Origin of the sequence: Desulfitobacterium dehalogenans ATCC 51507 (assembly GCF_000243155.2) — a bacterium.
Classification (GTDB): Bacteria; Bacillota; Desulfitobacteriia; order Desulfitobacteriales; family Desulfitobacteriaceae; genus Desulfitobacterium; species Desulfitobacterium dehalogenans.
This window is the reverse complement of sequence record NC_018017.1, coordinates 3,767,864-3,790,792: the sequence shown is the minus strand read 5'-3', so window position 1 is coordinate 3,790,792 and position 22,929 is coordinate 3,767,864. Positions and strand designations below refer to the sequence as shown.

Sequence of the window (22,929 nt, the reverse complement as noted above, 5' to 3'; positions counted from 1 at the left end):
GCTTCCTGTCTACAATAGAAGAGTAAGTATTGGTCTTGAGGGGTGGTGGCGAAAATTTCCAAACTTTTTGTCCATGACCATTTAATGCAGGCAGTATATTTTGCTCCGCGGGGGAAAAAGCGTTTGCTATTTTTGGGGATGAATCTCCAGCAAAGGTATCTAAGCCCTGAGGATCGATTGATTGGTTTTCTCGGTGATGCAGGGGCGGGAAAGTCTTTGCTCATTCGCGGTATGTTTCCTGGCTTGGAATTGACCAATGATGACAATGGAATTAACATACGTCCCCTCCCCTTGATGGATGATGCAGATCGCGGTCATTTTCGCGGTCACACTTACCATTTGGATGTGCGGTTTGAATCGGCTTTTACCCAGCCGTGGAAAATAGCCGAGGCTGTCAAGGCAGCCCTCGATAAGGGACGAAGGGTGGTTGTGGAGCATTTCGATTTGATCTATCCTTTTTTAGATATTAATGCAGAGGTGCTTATTGGGGTGGGGGAAGAGGTTATTGTAACCCGTCCCACGGTTTTTGGTCCGGAGCCTGCCAGTATAGCAGAGATTGTTTTTGAATCGATTAAATACCGACGCATGGCCCATAGTGCTGAAGATATTACTTCGATGATACTTGAGGAAATGGGTCTGGAGCGCCCTGAGGTTCATAGCGATATTAAGCATGGCTTTGTTTTGGAGTTTCCCGAAAAACCGGACATCGATTTGGATATTGTCGAGCGACGGGTGTTGGAGCTGATTGATGCGGATTGGCCCATTAGTTATTTTGATGATGAACACATCCGGGTAGGCGAGATGCTCTACCCTTGCACGGGGCCGCGGATTCATATTAAAAGAACATCAGAAATCAAGGGATTTCACTTGCTCAAGGAATTTCGCTTCGATCCGGTGGAACATCTCTATACCATAGCTGGAATTGTGGGGGAGGCTGAAGGCCCTAACCGTTCTCTCCTAACCTTATGAATTGAACGTTTAAATTTCTGTTAAAATAATTAGGATTTACCAATAGGTTTGTCATGATAGGTTAAAGCTATGGTGTCGGATAACGAATGAAAAGAGGACGAATGAATGAAGCGTTTTAATGGCCGGGAGGCCTTTGAACTAAGACCGGTTAAGCTGACCCGGGGGTTTACTCATATTCCCGAAGGCTCTGTGCTTATAGAGGTTGGTCAGACAAGAGTGATTTGTACCGCTACCGTTGAAGAGAAGGTGCCGCCTTTTAAAAAAGGCACGGGTACGGGCTGGGTTACGGCAGAATATTCCATGCTTCCCCGAGCTACTCAGACTCGGAATCCCCGTGAGTCCAGCAAGGGTAAGTTGACCGGCCGGACTATGGAGATTCAGCGTTTAATCGGGAGAGCCTTACGTTCGGTGGTGGATCTTAAAAAACTTGGGGAAAGAACCATTTGGCTGGATTGTGATGTGATTCAGGCTGATGGAGGGACCAGGACTGCTTCCATTACCGGAGCCTATGTGGCCTTAGTGGATGCGGTGAATCATCTGTTAGCAAAAGGAGTGCTCAAAGAAGACCCCATTCTTGATTCTCTGGCTGCGGTTTCTGTGGGAAAAGTTAATGGCATGGCCCTTCTGGATCTTGCCTATGAGGAAGACTCTAAGGCAGAGGTGGACATGAATGTGGTGATGACAGGGCAAGGGAAATTTGTGGAGATTCAAGGAACTGCTGAGGATATTCCCTTTGGCCGGGAGGAATTAAATCAGTTTTTAGAGTTGGCGGAGAAGGGTATTCAAGAACTAATGGAAATACAAAAGGCTGCTTTGCAAGTGCTTTAATCGCTGCTCTATCACTCTTTGATATTCATTGAGGAAGGGACCGTCCCTTGCTCAAAATTGAAAGCAGGTTTGTTTTATGAAAGTTTTGTTAGCGACACAAAATAGAGGGAAGGTCAAGGAACTTCAGGATTTACTTTCCGGAGAAGAAATTGAAGTGCTTTCCTTAGAGGATCTTGATCATTGGGAAGAGGTTGAGGAAACGGGGTCGACCTTTGCGGAGAATGCAGCCATGAAGGCAAGGATAGCTGCCCAACGTACGGGACTGGTATCTCTTGCCGATGATTCCGGTTTAGAAGTGGATGCTCTCCAAGGGGCGCCAGGGGTCTATTCGGCTCGTTATGCCGGAGAGCCCAAAGACGATGACAAAAATAATGATAGGCTCCTTCAAGAACTTGAGGGGGTGCCGGAAGAACAACGGACGGGGCGTTTCCGCTGCGCTTTGGTGATTGCCGCTCCGACAGGGGAAGAGTACTTGACGGAGGGAACGGTGGAAGGACGTATTTTAAACGAGCGTCGTGGGAAAGAGGGCTTTGGCTATGATCCACTCTTTTATTTGCCTGATTTTGGCCGGACCATGGCACAATTGAATCTAAGCCAAAAGAATAAAATCAGTCATCGGGCTGAGGCATTTCGTCAGGCTGTTCCCATACTTAAAGAGTTTGCACAGCGAAATGAAAAAGCTTAAGCTATCTTTTTTATCCTGAAGTTACATATTTTACAGCACTGCATGATGTTGACTTTTTTAAGATTGTGATATAAGATTATTCCTCAGTCAATGATTTCTTAGTGATTTGAAATTTAGAGTAAGCTATTGAAGCACTTAAAAACTTTAAAAAATGCTTGACTATGAAGAACGAATCGGATAGAATAATCATTGTCACGAAAACGGGGTATAGCGCAGTTTGGTAGCGCGCCTGCCTTGGGAGCAGGAGGCCGGGGGTTCAAATCCCTCTGCCCCGACCATTTTAATTTATGTTCGAGGTTCTAAGATCGAGGTTCGCAGGATGTTGGTTTGAGCCTTGACAGTTCGTATTCTTGGGCTTCGGAGAGTATCCCATTTTTGGGCGCCTGTAGCTCAGTTGGATAGAGCATCTGCCTTCTAAGCAGGTTGTCGGGAGTTCGAATCTCTCCAGGCGCGCCATTTTAATTTTGACATGGTGGTTGTGGCGAAGTGGTTAACGCACCGGATTGTGGCTCCGGCACTCGGGGGTTCAAGTCCCCTCATCCACCCCATATGATTATTCAGCACTGGAGGAATCCGGTGCTTTTTTGTATGAAATTATCTATTTAAATAATCATTACTTGACTTAAGTTTTTAAAAAAGTCATACTAAGCAATAGGTGGTAATTCGAAACGGAGTTTCGATTGATGAAACTTTAGCAGCTGATTGGAGGATTTTGCTGTGGCAGAAAAATATGTACAAACTTTAGAACGTTCGTTGGATATACTCGAGGTTCTTGCCCATACTGAGGAGCCTTTAGGGGTTACCGAGATTGGTAACCGTATTAGTCTCCATAAAAGTACGGTACATCGGATTTTGCAGACCTTGTGTTATCGGGGATATGTTGAGAAAGAAAAAAACAGTGAACGCTATAAGCTGGGGATTAAAATCGTGGAACTGGGGATTCGCTTCTTTAATGATCTGGAGATTCGTAAGGTGGCCGGACCTATCCTGGAAGATTTAGCGAAATCGCTGGATGAAGTGGTTCACTTAGTTCTTCACGATGACGGTGAAGTGGTCTATATCGACAAAAGAGAAAGTTCCCATGTGGTAAGTATGCGCTCTAAGGTCGGACGTAGAGCCCCTATGCATTGTACAGCTGTAGGGAAGGCACTTCTTTCGACAATGTCTGAGGAAGAAGTCATGAGAATTCTAGAGACTAAGGGAATGCCTGGCTTTACTCCCAATACCCTGATAGAGTCTGCAAAGCTCTTGGAAAATCTGGAAGAAATCCGCAACACTCAGATTTCGGTTGAGTTTGAAGAAAATGAGATCGGGATTATTTGCTTGGGTACTCCTGTCTACGATTTTTCGGGACGGGCCATTGGGGCTATTAGTGTCTCCGGTCCGGCAGCGAGAATGAGAGAAAAAGGCATTGAGCATATAGGACAAGAACTGAAACGTAGCGGGGAAATTGTGTCCGCAAAATTAGGATACAGCTACTATAAAAAGTAGTTATGACAGAATCCTCACGCGGGTCGGCGTCATTCGGCGAATACTGCCTCGTCAATATATCGTCGAATGCTTCGGCGCCCAATTTTCTTAAAATGTTTAGAAAATTTACTCTTGACGTTTAAGGGCATAGATGATAATATAACCACAAGAATTATTGAAACATTGTTTTGCATAATGAAACAAATTCAATAATTCTTACCACTATTTTTCTACACCCATTTTCTTTTTTTTAATGTATTTATGAAACGATGTTTCATAATGCGGGACAAAATAAAATAGGATTGAAAAGATTGAAAAAGAGGAGAGTGACGGAATGAATGCTATGAGATTACCTTTACCAAGCTATAACCCAGTGAAGCAATGCCAAGGATGTTCCCAATACGACGAGAATAAGGTAGCGGCACAGATTCTGTCCTACCAGCTTGCTTATTACTTGCTGAAGCGCTACTCGGGAACTTGGCAGGTTAAGAAAGATGAGATTCTCCTGCAATTAGAGGGTGCGGATTCCCCCATGCATTTTGAACTGCATACAGGCGTCTTAAGATATAAAACTCTGCGGACCTCCATCGTTTCAAGGTACAGCGTAGATCATGGTCTGAATGAATTAGCTGAAGACATTATCAAAGATTTTGCTTTGCCAAACAGCCATGGTGACGTTCAGGATTCTTTATTCGGTCTTTTCGTCAAATTGATTGAGATCTTTCACGCCCGCTGCGGTCTGAGAATAGCCCAATGTGAAAAGGGGCAGAATCTGGCGGGTTGGGAGTTAACTCTAGGTGATGAAACTCTCCGTGGTTGGATTAGCGCCGATGGGGTAGCGGAGAATCGTTTCGGAGAACGGTATAACCTCAAAGAATGGTTCAATCTGCGTCCTGAAAAAATGGCAGCTTATGCCTTTGGCTTCTATCGTTTCTGCGAAAATTATCCCTCACCCATCAAACATATAAAGTAATGATGTCAAAACGAGACAGGTGTATCCTTGTCTCGTTTTTTTGTTACACCAACTATGGGTTTTTCTAATAATACGACTAAATACAACAAAGCTTCTAAAATAAATAAACTTTTTCACAATGGGTTGAAAGAAAATACGGATGAGTTATAATAGTCTCAGTAACTTGAATTGTTACGCAATTTTAACTATTTGATTCGGTGGTCTGACCATCTAACAGTGAAGGGGGAAATTAAAAGTGGGGGTTTTAGCAGAAGTCTATGAAATGCTAAACACGTGTAACAGATGTGGTTTCTGCCATACTGCTTGTAAAACATACAAAGTGGATGGTGCTGAAACTATGGTTTCACGGGGAAGAGTCCAACTGATCAAAGCAGTCGCTGATGGTGTAATTGAGCCTGACGCAGATTATGAAGATTCCATCAACAGTTGCTTGCTTTGCGGAGAATGTGCAGTTGCTTGCCCAAGTGGCGTCAGTGCCAAAGAATTGGTCATGGCGGCCCGGCGTGATTTGAAACTTAAACATGGCGTTAAACCTTTCGTTAAGTCCTATGCACTTAAGACCTTAGCAAACCCGAATAAGCTGGAACGAGCCTTTAAACTCTTTGGTGGTCTTGGTAAAAATGTCCTTAATAAAGTCGACGGAATGGATTATTTCCGTGGTGTGGATATTAAAGGCATGAATGTGGCTAAAGTCCCATTTTTAAATCAAGTCCCCGAAAGAATTCTCGTAGCTCAACCCAAACATAAAGTTGCCTTTTATGTGGGTTGCTTCTTAAACTTTTCACTTGATGATACCGCTCATTCGGTAGTTAAAGTTTTAACTAAAAATGACTGTGAAGTCATTATTCCTAAAGAACAGGTCTGCTGCGGATTGCCCCAGTATGCTTATGGGGATTTTGAGACTGCAAAGGTGAATGCCCGCAAGACCATTGACACATTTATGGCCAAAAATGTGGATGCTATCATTACAGCCTGTGGTTCCTGTGCAGCAATGCTCAAGGAAGACTATCTTAAACTCTTTGCCGATGATGCGGCTTATCTCCCCAAGGTAAAGAGTTTCTGCGCTAAAGTCAAAGAATTCTCCGAGTATATGGCGGAAATCGGTGTTGATGAAAGCAAATTCCATAACTCTACTCCGGTTAAGGTAACTTACCACGATCCCTGCCATATGGTTCGGGGAATTAAAGTTACAGCACAGCCTCGTCAGATGTTAAAGAGCCTGCCAAGAGTAGAATATATCGAGATGTTTGAAGCCAACCGCTGCTGTGGAGCTTCCGGATTAGTTCAGGCATTCTACCATGAAATGTCCACCAAGGTTACTCGAGAGAAGGCCAAGAACATTCAAGACAGCGGAGCGGAAGTGGTGGCTACCAGCTGTCCAGCATGTATCATGAGATTGCAAGGCGGAGTCAGCATGGCCGGTCAAAGACAAAAAGTAATGCATGTAGCTGATTTGATGGCTAAAGCTTACGAGGACTAGAATCTTGAAGATAAGTCTGCTTCTAATGTAAATGAGTGGAAGGGCGGGTAGTCATGAGCAATACAATTAGTGAGTTAAAAGGGATTGTGGGCGATAATTACGTCTTGGACAATCCTGCAGATATGGCACAATATCTTAAGGGGGACGGTAAGCCGGTGGCTGTTGTTTTCCCTGGAGATGCCAATGAAGTATCGAAAGTTGTAAAATATGCTAACACACAAAATCTTAAGATCTCAGTTGCCGGACTGGTAGCTGATACGAAGGATTTAGAGGGCGGAATTGCTCTTATCATGAATCGCATGAATAAGATTCTGGAGATCGATAAGAAGAACTTCGTCGTCACGGTAGAACCCGGTATGCTTCATCAGGATTTTATCCAAAAGCTTGAGGCTGACGGATATTTGTTCCCGGTTGAGCCCTATGCTTTGGATACCAGTTCCGTGGGCGGCTGCTTTGCCATCGGGGATTCAGATTCCAAATCTTTTAACTACGGACCGACAAGAACATTTATGATGGGCTTTGAGATGGTTATGCCTACCGGTGAAATAATGTTTATCGGCAATAAATGCATTAAAAATGTTTCCGGTTATGATTTTATTCACTTTGCTGTCGGCAGCCAAGGGACCTTTGGTATCTTTACTAAAATTTTAATTAAGCTTTTACCCCAACCTGCTGCCAAGAGAGCCATTGTGGCCCGGTTTGATTGTCTTCAAAAAGCCAATGCCACCTTCAATACCCTGATTAAACGCCACATCCATCCGGATCGGATGAATCTTTTGAGCAAGGATCTGGCCCAAGAGGTTCTTCCGGGAGAAGGGCACCTGGTCCTCATCGATTTGGAAGGATTCAATAAATCCGGCACCAATTTAGCGAATGAAATCGTGGCTATCCTCACCCTAGGCGGTGGTACCGATGTCTCGATCATCGAGGATAAAGAAGCTTATGAGAAGGTTATTTGTGGCTGGCTTAAGGTTCGTCAAGCGTTGAACAACGCTCCGGAGAATGTACTGGAATTTGCTGTTGGTCCTATGAAAATGCCTCAGGCTTTGGCACAATTAAAGGGAATTCAAGGGGACCTGAACAGCGGAGTCGTGGTGGAGGGGCTCTTGGGAGTTGCACGTTTGGTTCTGCCAAAAGATGCCGACAAAATGGCTTTAGCTGCAAGTGTCAACAAAATGGCCATGTCCTTAGGTGGCAATGTTACCGGCCTCCTTGGTCATAAACTGATGTGTGAAATGTTCAATGACGGAGAGATGTGGTCGGAAACAACTGGTCTCCTCAGTGAACTTCGCAGAAAATTCGACCCCAACGGGATTCTTAATCCAGGTGTCAATCTGTTGGCTTAATAGAGAAGGAGGGCTGAAAATGTTATCTCAAACGATTGTTGATCGACTGAAAGAGATTGTCGGAGAGAAAAACGTGGTGACCAAACCAACAGAACTCTTCGCTTATGGTTATGATGGTACATTGCTCAGCGGCGATGCAATGGGCGCAGTTTTTCCGGAAACTACGGATCAAGTGGTTGAGCTCGTTAACTATATGAATGAGCAGGATATCAAGCTAGTTCCGCGGGGTGCCGGTACCAACGTCAGCGGCGGTACTATTCCCTCGGAAAAATCCATAGTCATTAACTTTACCCGCATGACCAAAGTTCTGGAGATCGATACGGAGAACTTCGTCGCCGTGGTTGAACCCGGGGTCGTTAACTTTGACCTTCAGCAAGAACTGGAGAAGGTCGGATTTTACTATCCCCCCGATCCGTCTTCTTGGAAAGCTTCGACTCTCGGAGGAAATATCGGGGAGTGCTCCGGCGGACCTCGTTGCTTCAAATATGGGGTAACCCGTGATTCTATTTTGGGATTGGAAGTGGTCCTTCCTAACGGAAAGGTGATTCGGACCGGCGGACGGAACTTCAAAAGCGAGCCGGGTTATGATTTGACTCGCATCATTGTAGGTTCTGAGGGTACTTTAGGATTGGTCACTAAGGCTTATCTTCGTATCTTACCGAAACCCATCACCAAGAAAACCATGCTGGCCATTTATAATAAAGTCGAAGATGCTTCGCAAACGGTTGCCGATATCGTAGCAGCCGGAATTATCCCTACGACTTTGGAAATGATGGATAATCTTCTGATCAATACGACTGAAGATTACTGCCATGCAGGACTTCCCCGGGATGCGGGAGCTATTCTGATTATAGAGATTGACGGATATCCGGAAGATATGGATGAGCAAATCGAAACCATCCGTGAAGTTACGAAGAAGGCCAACGCCAGAGACTTTAAGATTGCTCAAACTGCAGCTGAAGTGGATCAAATCTGGCTTTCCCGCCGGGTTGCTTTCGGTTCGGTGGCTCGTGTTAAACCTTGCTATTCGATTCAAGATATCACGGTACCTAGAAGTGAGTTCCCACAAGCTATTGAAGGAATCCTTAAGATCGCCAAAGATTACGATATGATCATCGGTCTGGTAGCTCACGCCGGAGACGGTAACCTCCATCCTTTGGTGCTCTTCGATCAACGGAATGCCGACGAGGTTGAACGGGTTCATGGTGCAGAAGAAGCCCTGAGTAAGCTGGCTGTTTCTCTGGGTGGAACCATGAGTGGTGAACATGGCATCGGTGTGGTCAAGAAAAAATATCTTGATGTTGAATTCACTCCGGAAGCCATGGAGGCTTTCCGTAAACTTAAGAGAACCTTTGACCCAGCCAACCGCTTTAATCCCGATAAGATTATTTCCATATAAATTAAGATCTCAAGGGAGCTGTCCCTCGATCCGGAAAGGATAACAAGGGCAGCTCCCTTTATTTCCCGAACATCTTAAAAATAAATTTTGTCTATCTTCTCTAAAGGATCTTTTACAAGAAGAGGAATGTGATAAAATACTCATAGAAGTATAGACACATCCTAAAGGCAGGAAAAATTCATCATGTAGGAGTTGATTATTATGGAAAAAAGACTGTATGATTTAACAAAATTAGCTAAGTTTGATCCTAACGTGCCTCAGAAAGTTGTTGTTTATCAATCGGAAAAAACTCTCGCGGCCATGTGGTGCCTGGAGCCTGAGCAAGAAGTGTTTCTACATATGCATCCCAATGCTGATGATGTGTGGATTTGCCTGGAAGGGGAGTCCGGCGTGTATTTTGCCGGGGATGGCAAAGAAGTTCCCATCTCGAAAGGTATGGCCGTTCTCGCTGAACCGGGACAAACTCACGGCATGAGGAACACCGGCAAGGATCGTTTTGTCTTTATCGGTGTGGCAGCTCCCGTTCCTGTTCAAACGGAAAGATTGGATAAGTAAAGAAAGAATATATTTGGTTTCGATGAAAGTGTCCATGATATTTATGCTCTCGGTGAGTGGATTAGGTAATCCATATACTCATCCGGGAGCATTTTTGCTTTTTGTGCCTGAGTGTGGTGGTAAGGATAAAGATTTGCATAGTTGTCCCCCTAAAAAAGCTATTAGGTTCCCGTAATATAAAATGAAAGCGCTGATACCGAATTCGGAAAAACAAATTAAATAGTAGGAGAGGGAAAAATGAAAAAACCAATAGCACTTGTCTTAGCAGCCGCCCTTTTGGCGCTGCCGGTGTCTCCGGCAGTGGCCTTTGCAGATACAGCTACAGAGAGCACTATAAAAGAAGATACTACTATCGTCGATTCCGATGGTAAAGAGATAGGGCCTGGAATTCTTCCGGACTCGCCTTTCTATTGGTTGGATGAACTTGTGGAAAAAGTACAGGTTGCCTTGACCTTTAATCCGGAAAAGAAAGTCAAGCTTATTGATAAACACGCTTGTGAGCGATTAGCAGAGATTTCGGCCTTGGCTAAAAAGGCAAGTGTTGAAGAGGTAAAGGATACTGCTTCGCAAGTAGAAAGCGAGACGGCTACTTCCGATGAATCAACTACCAAAGAGGATGGCGGATCAGTATCAGAAGACTCCGGTGAGGGAACCGCTGATTCAGCGAAGGAGTCGAATAATACTACAGATAAGGGTCAAGAGACCAAGGAAGAACAGACTGCCACAAACCCGAAACTTGAGAAGAAAATCAAGGCCTGCGAAAAAGCGCTGGATCGCTATAATAAAAAAATCGCGGATGCCCAAGGATTCTTGGAGCAGCTTGAAAATCCGGAATCAGAAGAGTATCAAAAACTTCAGGAAGCCCTGGCTAAAGTTAATGCTAACAATGTACTGGTCTTAGGCAGTCTCCTGGATAAACTTCCTCCCCATGCGGCACAAAGATTGGCCGTAAATATTGTCCGCTCCATGGAAAAGGCAGTGGAGAAGATGGAAAAAATGGAGGAAAAAAATCAAGAACCTGTGATGGAAAAGGATAATCAGGATGGAGAACCGTCCAATAATGATTCTGCTACCCCCGCGTCTAAGGAAAAAGCCACTCCAGTGGTGCCTACAACCGTTTTTCAAAATAAAGAGGATATCAAGAAAGCTGATAAAATAACCAAAAAAGAATATAAAGCACTGGCTAAGGAAGCCAAACAAGCTTTGAAGCAGTTTCAGGAAGAATTGGGTCTGCAAGGTCCGGATAAAGCAAAGACCAAGGATCACGACTTGAAGCAAGAACAAAAAAATGCTGTCAAAGATAAGACCAAGGAGAACACTAAAGATAAAGATACCAGCATAAAGTCTAAAGATAACGCCCCAAAAGATACCATACAGCCAGTAAAGATCCAATATCACAAGAATAACAACCCCTACGATCAAAAAAATCATAAGGATTGGCAAGACCACGGCCGTGACGACGGCTGGGGTAATGGAAAAAGAAATCTGAATCGGAATTAGGTGGTTCTTGTATGACTTTTTCCATAAGGTATATGCCAAACAAAATATAAGCTGTACAAATTAGACAAAAAGCGCAAAGTAAGCTGTCACAGCAAGATAGCTTGGAAAGTAACAAAGACGGCTTCCGGCAGATCAGGATCTGCCGGAAGCCGTCTTTTGTCCCTTTACGCAGAGCATAATGCATAGGAATAGAGGAGTTATAGTTCCTCTATAAAATAGTGCAATAGACTAAACTGAAAAGTAGCTGAACAAATGCTGATTACTTAATAACTAAAAACAACCATAGTATATACTATGGTTGTCAGATTTCAATATGGTGCGAGAGAAGGGACTTGAACCCCCACGGTTTCCCGCTGGAACCTAAATCCAGTGCGTCTGCCAGTTCCGCCACTCTCGCATTGAGTATTACTGTCTGATTATAGCTTAGTTTTTTCTAAATGACAAGCTTTTTCAAATCAATAATTAAAATTGCTAGAATATGGATTAAGAAAAACTTAAGTTTGAGATTTGCTGTTTATGAGTTAAAATGGGAATGTAAGTTAACCCAAAGGAGGATTTTGCGTGGGGGAGTTAAGGGTCTTAGTGTTTTCGGCAACCTTTGGAGCTGGTCATCTTCGGGCCGCCGAAGCGCTGATCGAAGCTATACGTGAAAAATCACCGAAAGCGGAGATTACTCATTTGGATTTTGGGGCATTTATCAGCAAAACATTAAATGCGATTGTCAAGAATACTTACATTGAGCTTATTAAGCATACACCAAAACTCTATGGCATGTTTTATTACCGAACCTCCAAGATACGGCCCCATTCCCTTATCCAGCGTCTTATAAATATATTAGGTCGCAAAGAATTTCTGGACTATATCAAGGAACTTAATCCTGATGTGATCATCTGTACCTATCCGGTGATCGCTGGTGTCTTGGGTGAGCTTCGTTTTAAGGGCGTGATTCATGCTCCAGTGGTCTCTGTGGTCACGGATTATGGGGTCCATAGTCAATATATCCAGCGGGGAGTGGACCTTTATATTGCAGGGTGCAAGGATGTCTATGAGGATTTGATCGCCGGGGGAATTGCTCCGGAACGGATCCGGATTACAGGAATCCCTGTCAACCCAAAGTTCGAGAAAGAACTTGACCGTTCAGAGATAACGGAGAGACTTAACCTCAAATGCATACGTCCGACCATCCTTGTGATGGGAGGAGCCTATGGAGTGCTGGGAGGCTCTAAGCACATCTGCAAGTTCTTACTGGATTCGTCATCTCCACTGCAAATTCTTGTGGTTTGTGGCCGTGACGAAAAGCTTTACCGCTCCTTGGAAAGTTTACAAGGGCGCAATCCCATGGTTTGTTATGGATATATTAATAATGTAGAGGAGCTTATGAGCGTTTCCGATTTGATTATCACCAAAGCGGGAGGGCTCACTGTATCGGAATCCTTGACGAAGAAATTACCCATGGTTATTTATAAGCCGATCCCAGGTCAAGAAGAGGAAAATGCACACTTCTTAGAGAGGATTGGAGCGGCCAAACTGGCAAAGACTGAGGAAGAGCTGGAAGAAACGATTCAATATCTTCTTAGTCATCCTGAGGAGATTGAGAGAATGCGTCGATCAGCGGCCAAGGCTTTGCCCGGTCACGCTGCAGATAGGGCTGTGGACGCGATCTTAGCTCTCGTCCAATAATCTCTGGGAACTGCCTTATAAGCCTTGATTTATCTTTCGCTGTCTGGTAGAATGGTCAGGTAAATTTGCTAATTTAAACCTTTGGAAAAATTCTCTCATGAAATGGATAACCCAATCTTTAGGTGTCTTTAGGTGTCTTTAGGTGGAGTAAACTTCATCGGAAGAAGTTTCCTTTATGGAAATACTTTGAGGGGGAACGCAAAGTTCCCCTTTTAGGTCATGTTCTAAAGGAACAGGGTGGGCATAAATGACGAAAAATGTCAAGTTTGCCTCAAGGGAATTTCGGACAAACTAGCTTCATCATATGTTTTCGGGAACGCAATTAGATTTTCCTTATACCATATATCTTATTCCAAAGGAAGTATTAAGGGGGAGCACATATGACAGTCAAAATGGAGAAAATAGAGAAGAATACTGTTGAACTCGAAGTTACCGTCGATGCGAAGGTATTCAGCGCTGCGGTAACAAAAGCGGCCAAAGCTTTGGCTAACAAAGTAAATATCCCTGGTTTCCGCAAAGGAAAAGCTCCTCGGAGCATGGTTGAACGTTACGTGGGAGCTGCTGCACTCTACAATGATGCAGTGGATGATATCCTTGGTGTCGAGTACATGAAGGCTGTTAATGAAGCTGGGATTGAACCGGTGGATCGCCCGGACGTGGATCTCGTTCAAATGGAAGACGGCAAAGATCTTATTTTCAAGGCCAAGGTCACTGTGAAGCCTGAAGTCGAGCTGGGGACCTATAAAGGTTTGGAAGTTGAGAAGACTGCGGCTACCGTTACTGATGAAGAACTTGAACAAGAGCTTAACCGCAAGCAAGAACAACATGCTAAAGTGCTTAACCTTGAAGAAGGCGCGGCTCAGGCTCAAGATACCGTGAACATCGATTTCGCCGGTTCTGTGGATGGTGTAGCTTTCGAAGGTGGAACGGCTGAGGGGTATGATTTGGTCATCGGATCCGGCTCGTTTATCCCGGGATTCGAAGAACAATTAATTGGCGCACAAATCGGACAGGAAGTTGATGTCAACGTTCGCTTCCCAGATGAATATCATGTTGCAGACCTACAAGGTAAGGATGCTTTGTTCAAAGTTAAGCTTAATAAGCTTAAGAGAAAAGAATGTGCAGCTTTGGATGATGAATTCGCAAAAGATATTAGCGAATTTGAGACACTTGATGAATTGAAAGCTGACTTGAGAGACAAACTTATGACAGCGGCAGAACAACGTGCAGAAATGGAATACAAAAATGCAATCGTTGCGAAGGCTGTAGAAAATGCAAGTGTTGAGATTCCGGAAGCCATGGTCAACAACCGAATCGATATGATGCTTGATGACGTGGCGCAAAATCTTTCTTATCAAGGACTGGATTTAGAAACCTATTGCCACTATACAGGAACCAGTATTGATACCATGAAAGAAGAACTTCGTCCTCGTGCTTCTGAAAACCTTAAAACCGAACTTGTTTTGGAAGCTATCGCTAAAGCAGAAGGAATTACAGTATCTGAGGAAGAATTAAACAGTGAGTTGACAAAACTTGCAGAACGTTATCAAACCAGTCCGGAAAATTTTAAACAGGCCCTCATGGCACGTGGTGAAATGGGCATGTATCGTCAGAGCTTAGTTTCCGAAAAAACGGTAAACTTCCTCGTCGAGCAGGCATAGCCTATGTGCAGAGGTATTCTGTGCTAAAGAGGTGAGAGGATGGCAAAGTACAACGACGAAAAGAACCAGCTTAAATGTTCGTTCTGTGGAAAGACTCAGGATCAAGTAAAAAAGTTGGTTGCTGGCCCCGGAGTTTATATCTGCGATGAGTGTATTGAACTCTGCAATGAAATCATTGAGGAAGAGCTCAATGAAGACTTGGGGATGGAGATAGGGGATATTCCAAAGCCTAAAGAAATTCGGGCAATTCTCGACCAGTACGTGATCGGGCAGGACGAAGCGAAGAAAGCGTTGTCTGTAGCCGTGTATAACCACTATAAACGAATTAACCTGGGTATGAAAATTGATGATGTGGAACTGCAAAAGTCTAACATCGTAATGCTGGGACCCACTGGATCCGGTAAAACTTTGCTGGCTTCAACCCTAGCCAAAGTTTTGAATGTGCCCTTTGCTATTGCGGATGCAACCTCCTTAACTGAGGCCGGTTATGTGGGTGAAGACGTTGAAAATATCCTCCTCAAGCTCATTCAAGCCGCAGATTATGACGTGGAAAAAGCTGAAAAAGGAATTGTCTATATCGATGAGATTGACAAGATAGCCCGCAAATCGGAGAATCCTTCTATTACTCGTGACGTTTCAGGAGAAGGTGTCCAACAGGCCCTTCTCAAAATCCTCGAAGGAACTGTAGCCAGTGTTCCCCCTCAAGGTGGTCGTAAACATCCCCATCAAGAGTTCATCCAACTGGATACCACGAATATCTTGTTTATCGTGGGAGGAGCTTTTGACGGGATTGATAAGATCATCCAGAATCGCATCGGGAAAAAGGTTATGGGCTTTGGGGCTGAGATTAAGAAGAAGAGTGAGCAAAACATCGGAGAGACCCTTAAGGAGCTTCTCCCTGCGGACCTCCTCAAATTTGGTCTCATTCCGGAGTTCGTAGGACGTCTGCCGGTCATGGTCAAACTGGATGCTCTGGATGAAGAAGCTCTGGTGCGCATCCTGACAGAACCCAAGAATGCTTTGGTCAAGCAGTATGAAAAGCTTCTGGAGCTGGACGGAGTAGCCCTCGAATTTAAAGAGGAGGCTCTGAAAGCCATCGCGGAGGAAGCGATCCGACGCAATACGGGAGCCCGCGGTTTAAGAGCTATCGTGGAAGAGATCATGCAGAATGTGATGTATGATTTGCCTTCCCGCAACGATGTGACCAAATGCGTGGTTACCAAGGATGTCATTCTGAAGAAGGAAGAACCTCTTCTGGTGACTATCGATAAAAGCAAGAAAAACAAAAAAGAAGAATCAGCATAATGCAGTGAGGCAAGGAGTTATCCTTGCCTCATTTTCATTTGAAGAGCAAAGTGGATAGATACTTGCTAGCTGTAAATCTGGGCGAGGAAGGAACGCAGGATATGTGGTCCTTCCGGGGTTAGGATACTCTCCGGGTGAAATTGTATCCCATAAAAGGGGTAATAGCGATGGCGAATCCCCATAATAAGATTGTTTTCAGTGCGGGCAGTGACGATGAAGAGGGGGCTCAGACCAAGGGGATCAATCATGAGTGAATGATATCTTCCTGCCAAAAACCCTTGTGAGCATTCCGAGAAAAGGGCTGCTTGATCATGATAAATGGGGGATTGCTTGCCATGAATAACTTCGGGAGCGACGGTTATTTCAGATCCAAAGGCCTGGGCAAGAGCCTGGTGTCCGAGACAAACTCCCAGCAAAGGGATGGGCCAACCTTTTTGGGCATGTTCATTGAGGAGGCGGATGACCTCGAGAGAGATTCCGGCTTCATTGGGAGTGCAGGGTCCTGGTGAGATGACCACCCCGTCAGGACTTGCGGAGAGAAATTCCGCCCCGGATAATTCATCGTTTTTATAGACTATGATTTTTTCCCCCAATTCGCCGAAGGCTTGAACCAGATTATAGGTGAAGGAGTCGTAGTTATCTATGATGGCCAGCATAAGGGGCCTCCTTTCCTAGATGACTGCGGATTTTACAAATCTTCCACGACCTTGAACAAGACTCTCGCCTTATGTAGGGTCTCCTCGTATTCCCGTTCGGGAATGGAGTCAAAAACAATTCCAGCCCCGCTTTGAACGCTGACTTGATCATCCTTGACAGTCAATGTTCGTATGGTGATACAGAAATCCAGATCCCCATTCCAGCGGTAGATGCCGAGGGCCCCGCCGTAGGGGCCCCGGCGGGTAGGCTCCAATTCCTGAAGGATTTCCATAGCCCGGACTTTAGGAGCACCGCTTAGGGTACCTGCAGGCAGAACCGCTTGCAAGGCGTCCAAAGAATCATAAGCGGCCCCCAGCCGGCCCTCAACAGTGGAAACGATGTGCATGACGTGAGAGAAGCGCTGGATGCTACAGAATTGACTGAGGCAAATGCTCCCATATTCAGAGACCCGGCCCAGGTCATTTCGCCCCAGGTCGACAAGCATGGCGTGTTCGGCCATTTCTTTAGCATCTTCCCGAAGTTCTTGTTCGAGCTGCTCATCTTCCAGAGGATCTTTTCCCCGGGGCCGTGTCCCGGCAATGGGACGGGTTTGAATTTGGGATCCCACCGAGGAGAGCATAAGCTCCGGGGAACTGCCTACCAAGGTTTCCTTTTCTCCGAACAGGCAAAAGAGCCAAGGGGAAGGATTGAGAATCCGCAGCTTTTGATAGGCAGACCAGGGATCGATACGCCTTTTCAGGGTAAAACACTGGGAGAGTACAGCTTGGAAAATGTCTCCGGAACGGATATACTCTTTGATCTTTTCCACATGGGATAGAAACTCCGAAGGTTTGAAATTGGCATGCCATTGGATCGGATCGGTCAGGGGATTGTGCGGTTGTTCCATGGAGATTTCCAGTGCCGTAACCTTCGACGGGGTGGTTTCCTGAAAGTGATTTTGGCTTAGATAGTGATTTTGAGAAATCCAGCGGTCAAGGTTTTTCGACCAATGATCATAGAGCTTGATCAGTTCCGAGTCATCTTTGGAGAATATCTCAAGGATGACTTTTTGTGAACCGGGAAGGAGGACCAGATTAATGGGACAAAGGCGAAAAAAGTAGTTGGGTTTCGCGGTAGTAGCTTTGGGCTTTTGCCAGAGAAGCCCCCACTCATAATCCAGGTAACCGATGATGCCGCTTTCACAGGTTTTTTCCGGGAAGCTTTTTCGGCAAAAATCCCTAAGGTGGTCTAGAGGATCGGGGGGGAGACCAGGTTCCCAGGTCTCGGGGGATAAAATCCAGCCCTCACCGAATCCATAATAGGTCCGTTGATGATCTTCCTCATTTCCTTCCAGGAGGGCATAGCATTTTTCGCCCAGGGTCTCTGAGAATTGGCGGAGATTCATTACCCAATCAGACCTTGTTGAAGGAAAGGGGTCGAGGATCCATTCTTTTTGGATCATTCGCATGCAATTTCCTCCTTAACCGGTGTCTTTCTCAGTGAACCAATCCAGGTGTAAATATCTTGTTCACGGCATCTTAACTCTTGCTCAGGGAGAGGGCGGGAATCAAGTTCAGCAAACTTTTTGACCAGAGCACTGCCTACAATGACTCCTTGGCAGGCTTGGCTCAATTTATGCACTTGGGCTGAAGATTGGATTCCGAATCCCACATAGCACGGGGTGGAAAGAACGGTCTGGAGAGAGTGAATGAATTGCAGGGTCTGCAATGGAATTTCCGCATCCCCTCCGGTTATCCCGTTACGGGATAGGACGTAGACAAAGCCCTTTTGTTCCTGGGCAAGGTCATGAATGTGGTTGGGCCGGCTGGTCTGGGCAATCATAGGGATAAAGGCCAATCGGTCTTGCAGAAGTTCATAGGCTCTTTGCCGGAAAGGTGTGCTTTCCCGCCAAGGCAGATCGGGCAGTATCAAACCATCGACCCCGGCTGTGAAAGCGTCATTGAGGAAACGGTCATAGCCGTAATGGAGCAGGGGATTGAGGTAGCTCATTAAAAGCAGGGGAGTGTCCTGATTTTCTTTGCGGAACCGGGCCACGAGGTTTAGGACCTTTTTAAGATTTATCCCCTGCTGAAGGGCTCGTAAGCCGGCAGATTGAATTACAGAGCCATCGGCGATGGGGTCACTGAAAGGAACGCCCAGTTCAAGGATATCGACCCCCACCTCCCCCAGGCCGGTTAACCGGCGCAGGGTTGTTTCGGAATCAGGGTCCCCGGCCATAAGATAAGTGATTAATCCCATGCCCATAGGGTTCATAGGTGTTTTAAGACGAGCTCTGGCAAGGGATGTTTCTAAGCGATCAGACACGGCATTCCCTCCTTAGTTAATCGTGAATGTATTGAGCAAAAGTTTCCATGTCTTTGTCCCCCCGACCGGATAAATTGACGATGATGTGTTTTTCGGGGGAAAGGGTGGGGGCGATTTTAATGGCGTAGGCAAGGGCGTGGGCGCTTTCGAGGGCGGGCAGGATTCCCTCTGTGCGGGCAAGGAGATGGCTGGCCTCCAGGGTTTCGGCATCTGTTACACTGACATAGTGGACGCGTCCAGTGTCTTTCAGGTAGCTGTGCTCAGGCCCGACGCCAGGGTAATCGAGACCGGCTGAAATGGAGTGGGTGTCGGGAATCTGACCATCCTCATCTTGCAAAAGATAGCTATAAGCCCCGTGAAGGATGCCGGGACGGCCTAAAGACAAGGTGGCTGCATGTTCTCCTATGCCCGGGCCTATTCCCCCGGCTTCAACCCCAACCAGTCCGACACTTTTGTCGACCAAAAAGGGATGGAAAAAACCGATGGCATTGCTCCCCCCGCCCACACAGGCGATGAGCAGATCAGGAAGGCGTCCCTGGAGATTTAGGAATTGAGAGCGGGTTTCTTCACCGATAATCCGCTGAAGATCCCGGACGATGGTGGGATAGGGATGGGGACCGGCGGCAGTCCCAAAACAGTAGAAAGTGCCCTGGGGGTGAGCAACCCAGTCTCTTAAGGCTTCATTGATGGCGTCCTTTAAGGTTTTTGATCCTGTAGTGACCGAGTGGACTTCGCTGCCCAACATTTTCATGCGCAAGACATTTAAATGCTGTCGTCCTACATCCTCCTCCCCCATGTAGATCGCACAATTCAAGCCCATAAGGGCACAGGCGGTAGCAGTGGCTACACCGTGCTGACCAGCCCCTGTCTCTGCGATGACTCGGGTTTTTCCCATTCGTTTGGCCAAGAGAATTTGCCCCATGGTGTTGTTGATTTTATGAGCACCGGTATGATTAAGATCTTCCCGTTTGAGATAAATCCTGGCCCCGCCCAGGGATTTACTGAGCCCTTGGGCATAGTAGAGGAGGGAAGGGCGCCCTACATAGTTGGCTAAGAGCTCTTCCAACTCTTTCTGAAAGCCGGGATCTTCCCGGGCTTCATAATAAGCCTGTTCCAGTTCATCCAAAACAGGGATGAGGGTCTCGGGGACATAAGCCCCCCCATAGCTGCCGAAACGGTTTGGTTGAGGTATAAAGTCTTGGTCCTTCAGAATCATGATTAAACCCTCCCTTTAGCTAAGCAGATGCTCTGAGTTTTTCCAGTATGCTTAGGGCTTTCCCGGAATCCAGACTCTCGGCAGCCAGGACAATCCCTTCTTGGATGCCGGTCACTTTGTTGGCGGCGTAGAGAGCGGTTCCGGCGTTAAGCAAAACAATATCCCGCTGGGGCCCTTTCTCCCCATGGAGAATGCGGAGGGTAATCTCCCTGTTTTCTGCGGGTGAACCCCCTTGAAGGTCACGAAGGGAACAGAGGTCGAGACCATATTCTTCAGGCCGGATAATAAAGGGCCGTATTTCCCCGCCATCAATGAGTATGGCTTGAGTAGCCCCTGTCAGAGTCACTTCATCCAGACCGTCCTCACCGACAGCCACGACAGCCCGTTTGATGCCGAGAATTTGGAGGGCTTTGGCCATTTTAGGGAGTAGAGAGGGAGAGGAAACCCCGAGCAATTGGTAAGAGGCACCGGCGGGATTGAGCAGGGGACCCAAGAGATTAAAAATAGTTCGGACACCGAGTTCGCGGCGTTCGGCGGCGACTTTTGCCATAGCGGGATGATAAATCTGAGCAAAAAGGAAGGTCATGCCGATGTGCTGGAGATGGCGTTCACTGGATTCCGGGGTGGTTTTGAGAGAAATGCCTAGCTGCTCTAACACATCGGCACTGCCGCAACGGCCGGAGGCAAAGCGGTTTCCGTGTTTGGCTACCGGAACTCCGGCCCCGGCGATGACAAAAGCTGTGGTTGTGGAGATATTAAAGGTACCGCTGCGGTCTCCTCCGGTTCCACAGGTATCCAGGGTCCCTTCAGGAGCTTTTATCTTAAGGCCGGCATCCCTTAGGGTTTGAGCAAAGGCCGCGATTTCTCCAGGGGTTTCTCCTTTAAGACTTAGCCCCAGGAGCAGTCCCCCAATCTGAGCCGGGGTTAGTTTCCCGGCCAAAAGGTCCTGGACTACGGTAAAAGCTAACTCTGCAGGGAGATCCTGCTTCAGGGATAGGAGGTTTAGGGATTGACGAATCGCCTGGGTCATAGTGGTGGCTCCTTTCTTATTCGTGAGATAAAGTGTTGGATTTTTTCACGATTTTTGCGACCATCTCGCTCTACTCCGGAGCTGACATCCACCCCGTAAGGCTGGGTTAAACGGATGGCCTCCAGGACGTTGTCAGGGCTGAGCCCCCCGGCTAGAATCAGAGGATAACCAAGGTTCTTGACTCTGCGTAGAAGATCCTGGAACTCTGGGGTATGCCAGGGGAGGGGGGCCCCTGTTCCACCTGCCATCCCCTGGAGGGCCGAGTCCAAGAGAATCCCATGGAGGGAGGCCGGGGGGAGCCCCCTGAACTGGGCAAGAAAAGATTGGGAGGTGGGATCCGCATCCGAGGCAGAATCAGGTACGGGGGGAAGAGAGAGTGCTTTGATCTTTATTACGGGCAGGTGGTGATAGAGTCTAGGATCCTCATTCCCATGCAATTGAAGGGTATCTAAGGGGCACCCGCGGATAATTTGGCTGACATTTTTGGGAGATTCCTGGGCGAAAACTCCAACTTTGCCTATCCAGGGGGGTAAGCGAAGGATAATCTCCCGAGCGGTCTCAGGTTTGATATAACGTTTGCTGTAGGGGACGAAGATGAATCCCAGGGCATCTGCACCGGCTTCAACTGCCCAACGGGCTTCTTCAAAAGTACGGATTCCACAGATTTTTATCCTGGGCATGTCCTCACCCCCAGACCTGCTTCACGCAGGGAGCGGATATGCAGGGCAGGATCAGGGGACAGGAGGCAGGATTCGCCTACGAGGACTGCCTGAGCGCCATACTTGGAGACGAATGCAGCATCTTCGGGAGTATGAATTCCACTTTCGCTAACCAGGATGCAATTAGGTGGAATCAGGGGGCTAAGGGTTTGGGTGCGTTCAAGATTTATCCGGAAAGTTCGCAGGTCCCGGTTGTTGATGCCGATGATCTTCGCTCCAGCTTTAAGTGCCTGGGAAATATCCTCTTCATCACGGCATTCTACCAGGGCTCTCAATCCCAGTTCGTGGGTCAGGTGAAGGAGATTGGATAGTGCGGCAGCGTCCAGAATCCCGGCAATGAGAAGAATTATATCCGCTCCCATGACACTGCTTTCGATAACCTGATATTCAGAGAAGATAAAATCTTTACGCAGGAGCGGAAGGGAGGTTAAGGAGCGGATTTTTTGAAAGTCCTCAGGTCCCCCAAAGAAGAAATTTTCCTCGGTGAGTATGGAGATAAGAGAGGCTCCACCGGATTCATAAGCCTGAAGAGTTTCTTCGAGGGAGAGACGCCAAGGTATAATCCCCTGGCTTGGGGAGGCGCGCTTGATTTCGGCAATGACATGGAAGGAATTGGGGGTAAGCCCTTGCTTTTCGGGACAGATGGCAGGGACTTTGTCCTTTAATTGCCGTTTAAGCTCTGAAAGGGGAGTTTGTTTTTCAAGATTCCGGAGCCTTTTTCTTTTCTCATTGAGAATTCTTTCGAGAATGTCCATGGGCAATCACCTCCGCAGGGGAATTTTTATACCAAAAAAAGCCTTCTATCCCAAAGGACAGAAAGCTTCTGTGGTGCCACCTTAATTTGTACTTGTGTGTCCACAAGTACCTCTATCAAGTACGGAGAAACATTGTCTTCATCTGGCCGCAAAGATAACGGACATGCAAGTTACCGTTATTCATCCAGAGGAGGGCAGCACTTTGTTTTAGGTAATAAAAAAACTTTCCGTCCTATGAAAAGGACAGAAAGTACTTCTGTGTTGCCACCTTAATTTATATGGGTCAGCGAAATCGACTGGAGTAAAAAAAGTTGTCCCATACCTCTAACCGGATGCGGAGAGAATTATCAATGCTCTCGATACCCGTGTTTCTGTAACGGGAAACCCCCGGCTTACC

At 46.5% G+C, this 22,929-nt stretch carries 20 protein-coding genes and 4 tRNA genes; 16 read left to right on the top strand and 8 right to left on the bottom strand.

All coding sequences use genetic code 11. The annotated features are described in order from the left end of the window. Positions 1–84 precede the first annotated feature (84 nt). From DESDE_RS18290 to DESDE_RS18230, 13 genes are all read left to right on the top strand, one after another. Complete coding sequence (locus DESDE_RS18290) at positions 85–969, top strand: alanyl-tRNA editing protein (protein ID WP_174270182.1); 885 nt, start codon at positions 85–87, stop codon at positions 967–969. 105 nt (positions 970–1,074) lie between these two features. After that, positions 1,075–1,797: a ribonuclease PH gene (gene rph, locus DESDE_RS18285; RefSeq protein WP_014795507.1), complete on the top strand. Its 723-nt coding sequence runs from the start codon at positions 1,075–1,077 to the stop codon at positions 1,795–1,797. Positions 1,798–1,873: 76 nt separating this feature from the next. Then, positions 1,874–2,482 carry an XTP/dITP diphosphatase gene (locus DESDE_RS18280; RefSeq protein ID WP_014795506.1) on the top strand — a complete coding sequence of 203 codons (609 nt, stop codon included), beginning with the start codon at positions 1,874–1,876 and terminating at the stop codon, positions 2,480–2,482. A 201-nt stretch (positions 2,483–2,683) separates the two neighbouring features. After that, a tRNA-Pro gene (locus tag DESDE_RS18275) sits at positions 2,684–2,760 on the top strand. A 101-nt stretch (positions 2,761–2,861) separates the two neighbouring features. Then, positions 2,862–2,938: transfer RNA gene (locus DESDE_RS18270), tRNA-Arg, on the top strand. A gap of 16 nt (positions 2,939–2,954) precedes the next feature. Beyond that, positions 2,955–3,030 (top strand) — tRNA-His (locus DESDE_RS18265). 169 nt (positions 3,031–3,199) lie between these two features. After that, positions 3,200–3,973 carry an IclR family transcriptional regulator gene (locus DESDE_RS18260; RefSeq protein WP_014795505.1) on the top strand — a complete coding sequence of 258 codons (774 nt, stop codon included), beginning with the start codon at positions 3,200–3,202 and terminating at the stop codon, positions 3,971–3,973. Positions 3,974–4,286: 313 nt separating this feature from the next. Beyond that, positions 4,287–4,925, top strand: a complete 639-nt coding sequence (locus DESDE_RS18255) for a hypothetical protein (protein WP_014795504.1) — start codon at positions 4,287–4,289, stop codon at positions 4,923–4,925. Positions 4,926–5,160: 235 nt separating this feature from the next. After that, a complete protein-coding gene (locus DESDE_RS18250) occupies positions 5,161–6,405 on the top strand; it encodes a (Fe-S)-binding protein (protein WP_014795503.1) in 1,245 nt (414 codons plus the stop codon). Positions 6,406–6,458: 53 nt separating this feature from the next. Next, the gene (locus DESDE_RS18245; RefSeq protein ID WP_014795502.1) at positions 6,459–7,751 is read left to right on the top strand and encodes an FAD-binding oxidoreductase; all 1,293 of its coding nucleotides are present in this window, start codon (positions 6,459–6,461) and stop codon (positions 7,749–7,751) included. Positions 7,752–7,770: 19 nt separating this feature from the next. Continuing rightward, positions 7,771–9,150 (top strand): FAD-binding oxidoreductase, encoded by a 1,380-nt coding sequence (locus DESDE_RS18240; RefSeq protein ID WP_014795501.1) that lies wholly within the window; start codon positions 7,771–7,773, stop codon positions 9,148–9,150. Between the two features lie 201 nt (positions 9,151–9,351). Further along, on the top strand, positions 9,352–9,705 hold the full coding sequence (locus DESDE_RS18235; RefSeq protein ID WP_014795500.1) for a cupin domain-containing protein: 354 nt from the start codon (positions 9,352–9,354) through the stop codon (positions 9,703–9,705). A gap of 237 nt (positions 9,706–9,942) precedes the next feature. Then, entirely contained in the window at positions 9,943–11,205 is a 1,263-nt protein-coding gene (locus DESDE_RS18230; protein WP_014795499.1) for a DUF5667 domain-containing protein, read from the top strand. Positions 11,206–11,519: 314 nt separating this feature from the next. Here the strand turns inward: DESDE_RS18230 and DESDE_RS18225 are convergent. Beyond that, a tRNA-Leu gene (locus DESDE_RS18225) sits at positions 11,520–11,602 on the bottom strand. Between the two features lie 164 nt (positions 11,603–11,766). Between DESDE_RS18225 and DESDE_RS18220 the strand changes: the two genes are divergently transcribed. From DESDE_RS18220 to clpX, 3 genes are all read left to right on the top strand, one after another. Next, positions 11,767–12,885 carry an MGDG synthase family glycosyltransferase gene (locus DESDE_RS18220; protein ID WP_014795498.1) on the top strand — a complete coding sequence of 373 codons (1,119 nt, stop codon included), beginning with the start codon at positions 11,767–11,769 and terminating at the stop codon, positions 12,883–12,885. A gap of 380 nt (positions 12,886–13,265) precedes the next feature. Continuing rightward, complete coding sequence (tig, locus tag DESDE_RS18215; protein WP_014795497.1) at positions 13,266–14,546, top strand: trigger factor; 1,281 nt, start codon at positions 13,266–13,268, stop codon at positions 14,544–14,546. Positions 14,547–14,585: 39 nt separating this feature from the next. Beyond that, positions 14,586–15,851: an ATP-dependent Clp protease ATP-binding subunit ClpX gene (gene clpX, locus DESDE_RS18210; RefSeq protein WP_014795496.1), complete on the top strand. Its 1,266-nt coding sequence runs from the start codon at positions 14,586–14,588 to the stop codon at positions 15,849–15,851. Positions 15,852–15,916: 65 nt separating this feature from the next. Here clpX and DESDE_RS18205 read toward each other — a convergent pair whose 3' ends face one another. From DESDE_RS18205 to trpC, 7 genes are read right to left on the bottom strand one after another with little or no spacing between them, the layout of a single operon-like run. After that, positions 15,917–16,507, bottom strand: a complete 591-nt coding sequence (locus DESDE_RS18205) for an anthranilate synthase component II (protein WP_014795495.1) — start codon at positions 16,505–16,507, stop codon at positions 15,917–15,919. A 32-nt stretch (positions 16,508–16,539) separates the two neighbouring features. Beyond that, complete coding sequence (locus DESDE_RS18200; protein WP_014795494.1) at positions 16,540–17,955, bottom strand: anthranilate synthase component I family protein; 1,416 nt, start codon at positions 17,953–17,955, stop codon at positions 16,540–16,542. Beyond that, positions 17,946–18,812: a tryptophan synthase subunit alpha gene (gene trpA / locus DESDE_RS18195; protein WP_014795493.1), complete on the bottom strand. Its 867-nt coding sequence runs from the start codon at positions 18,810–18,812 to the stop codon at positions 17,946–17,948. The genes DESDE_RS18200 and trpA overlap by 10 nt, the downstream gene beginning before the upstream one ends. 16 nt (positions 18,813–18,828) lie before the next feature. Continuing rightward, positions 18,829–20,028 carry a tryptophan synthase subunit beta gene (trpB, locus tag DESDE_RS18190; RefSeq protein ID WP_014795492.1) on the bottom strand — a complete coding sequence of 400 codons (1,200 nt, stop codon included), beginning with the start codon at positions 20,026–20,028 and terminating at the stop codon, positions 18,829–18,831. Positions 20,029–20,047: 19 nt separating this feature from the next. After that, on the bottom strand, positions 20,048–21,058 hold the full coding sequence (gene trpD / locus DESDE_RS18185; RefSeq protein ID WP_014795491.1) for an anthranilate phosphoribosyltransferase: 1,011 nt from the start codon (positions 21,056–21,058) through the stop codon (positions 20,048–20,050). Next, positions 21,055–21,738 (bottom strand): phosphoribosylanthranilate isomerase, encoded by a 684-nt coding sequence (locus tag DESDE_RS18180; RefSeq protein ID WP_014795490.1) that lies wholly within the window; start codon positions 21,736–21,738, stop codon positions 21,055–21,057. The genes trpD and DESDE_RS18180 overlap by 4 nt, the downstream gene beginning before the upstream one ends. Continuing rightward, positions 21,726–22,532 carry an indole-3-glycerol phosphate synthase TrpC gene (gene trpC, locus DESDE_RS18175; protein ID WP_014795489.1) on the bottom strand — a complete coding sequence of 269 codons (807 nt, stop codon included), beginning with the start codon at positions 22,530–22,532 and terminating at the stop codon, positions 21,726–21,728. The genes DESDE_RS18180 and trpC overlap by 13 nt, the downstream gene beginning before the upstream one ends. Between the last annotated feature and the right edge of the window lie 397 nt (positions 22,533–22,929).

What these genes read in the sequence shown, in the direction of transcription:
- DESDE_RS18280 (WP_014795506.1), top strand. Translation starts at nt 1,874, where the DNA reads ATGAAAGTTTTGTTAGCGACACAAAATAGAGGGAAGGTCAAGGAACTT.
- trpD (WP_014795491.1), bottom strand. Translation starts at nt 21,058, where the DNA reads ATGACCCAGGCGATTCGTCAATCCCTAAACCTCCTATCCCTGAAGCAG.
- tig (WP_014795497.1), top strand. Translation starts at nt 13,266, where the DNA reads ATGACAGTCAAAATGGAGAAAATAGAGAAGAATACTGTTGAACTCGAA.
- DESDE_RS18240 (WP_014795501.1), top strand. Translation starts at nt 7,771, where the DNA reads ATGTTATCTCAAACGATTGTTGATCGACTGAAAGAGATTGTCGGAGAG.
- DESDE_RS18205 (WP_014795495.1), bottom strand. Translation starts at nt 16,507, where the DNA reads ATGCTGGCCATCATAGATAACTACGACTCCTTCACCTATAATCTGGTT.
- DESDE_RS18245 (WP_014795502.1), top strand. Translation starts at nt 6,459, where the DNA reads ATGAGCAATACAATTAGTGAGTTAAAAGGGATTGTGGGCGATAATTAC.
- trpB (WP_014795492.1), bottom strand. Translation starts at nt 20,028, where the DNA reads ATGATTCTGAAGGACCAAGACTTTATACCTCAACCAAACCGTTTCGGC.
- DESDE_RS18230 (WP_014795499.1), top strand. Translation starts at nt 9,943, where the DNA reads ATGAAAAAACCAATAGCACTTGTCTTAGCAGCCGCCCTTTTGGCGCTG.
- DESDE_RS18255 (WP_014795504.1), top strand. Translation starts at nt 4,287, where the DNA reads ATGAATGCTATGAGATTACCTTTACCAAGCTATAACCCAGTGAAGCAA.
- DESDE_RS18200 (WP_014795494.1), bottom strand. Translation starts at nt 17,955, where the DNA reads ATGCGAATGATCCAAAAAGAATGGATCCTCGACCCCTTTCCTTCAACA.
- DESDE_RS18235 (WP_014795500.1), top strand. Translation starts at nt 9,352, where the DNA reads ATGGAAAAAAGACTGTATGATTTAACAAAATTAGCTAAGTTTGATCCT.
- rph (WP_014795507.1), top strand. Translation starts at nt 1,075, where the DNA reads ATGAAGCGTTTTAATGGCCGGGAGGCCTTTGAACTAAGACCGGTTAAG.
- DESDE_RS18290 (WP_174270182.1), top strand. Translation starts at nt 85, where the DNA reads ATGCAGGCAGTATATTTTGCTCCGCGGGGGAAAAAGCGTTTGCTATTT.
- trpC (WP_014795489.1), bottom strand. Translation starts at nt 22,532, where the DNA reads ATGGACATTCTCGAAAGAATTCTCAATGAGAAAAGAAAAAGGCTCCGG.
- clpX (WP_014795496.1), top strand. Translation starts at nt 14,586, where the DNA reads ATGGCAAAGTACAACGACGAAAAGAACCAGCTTAAATGTTCGTTCTGT.
- DESDE_RS18180 (WP_014795490.1), bottom strand. Translation starts at nt 21,738, where the DNA reads ATGCCCAGGATAAAAATCTGTGGAATCCGTACTTTTGAAGAAGCCCGT.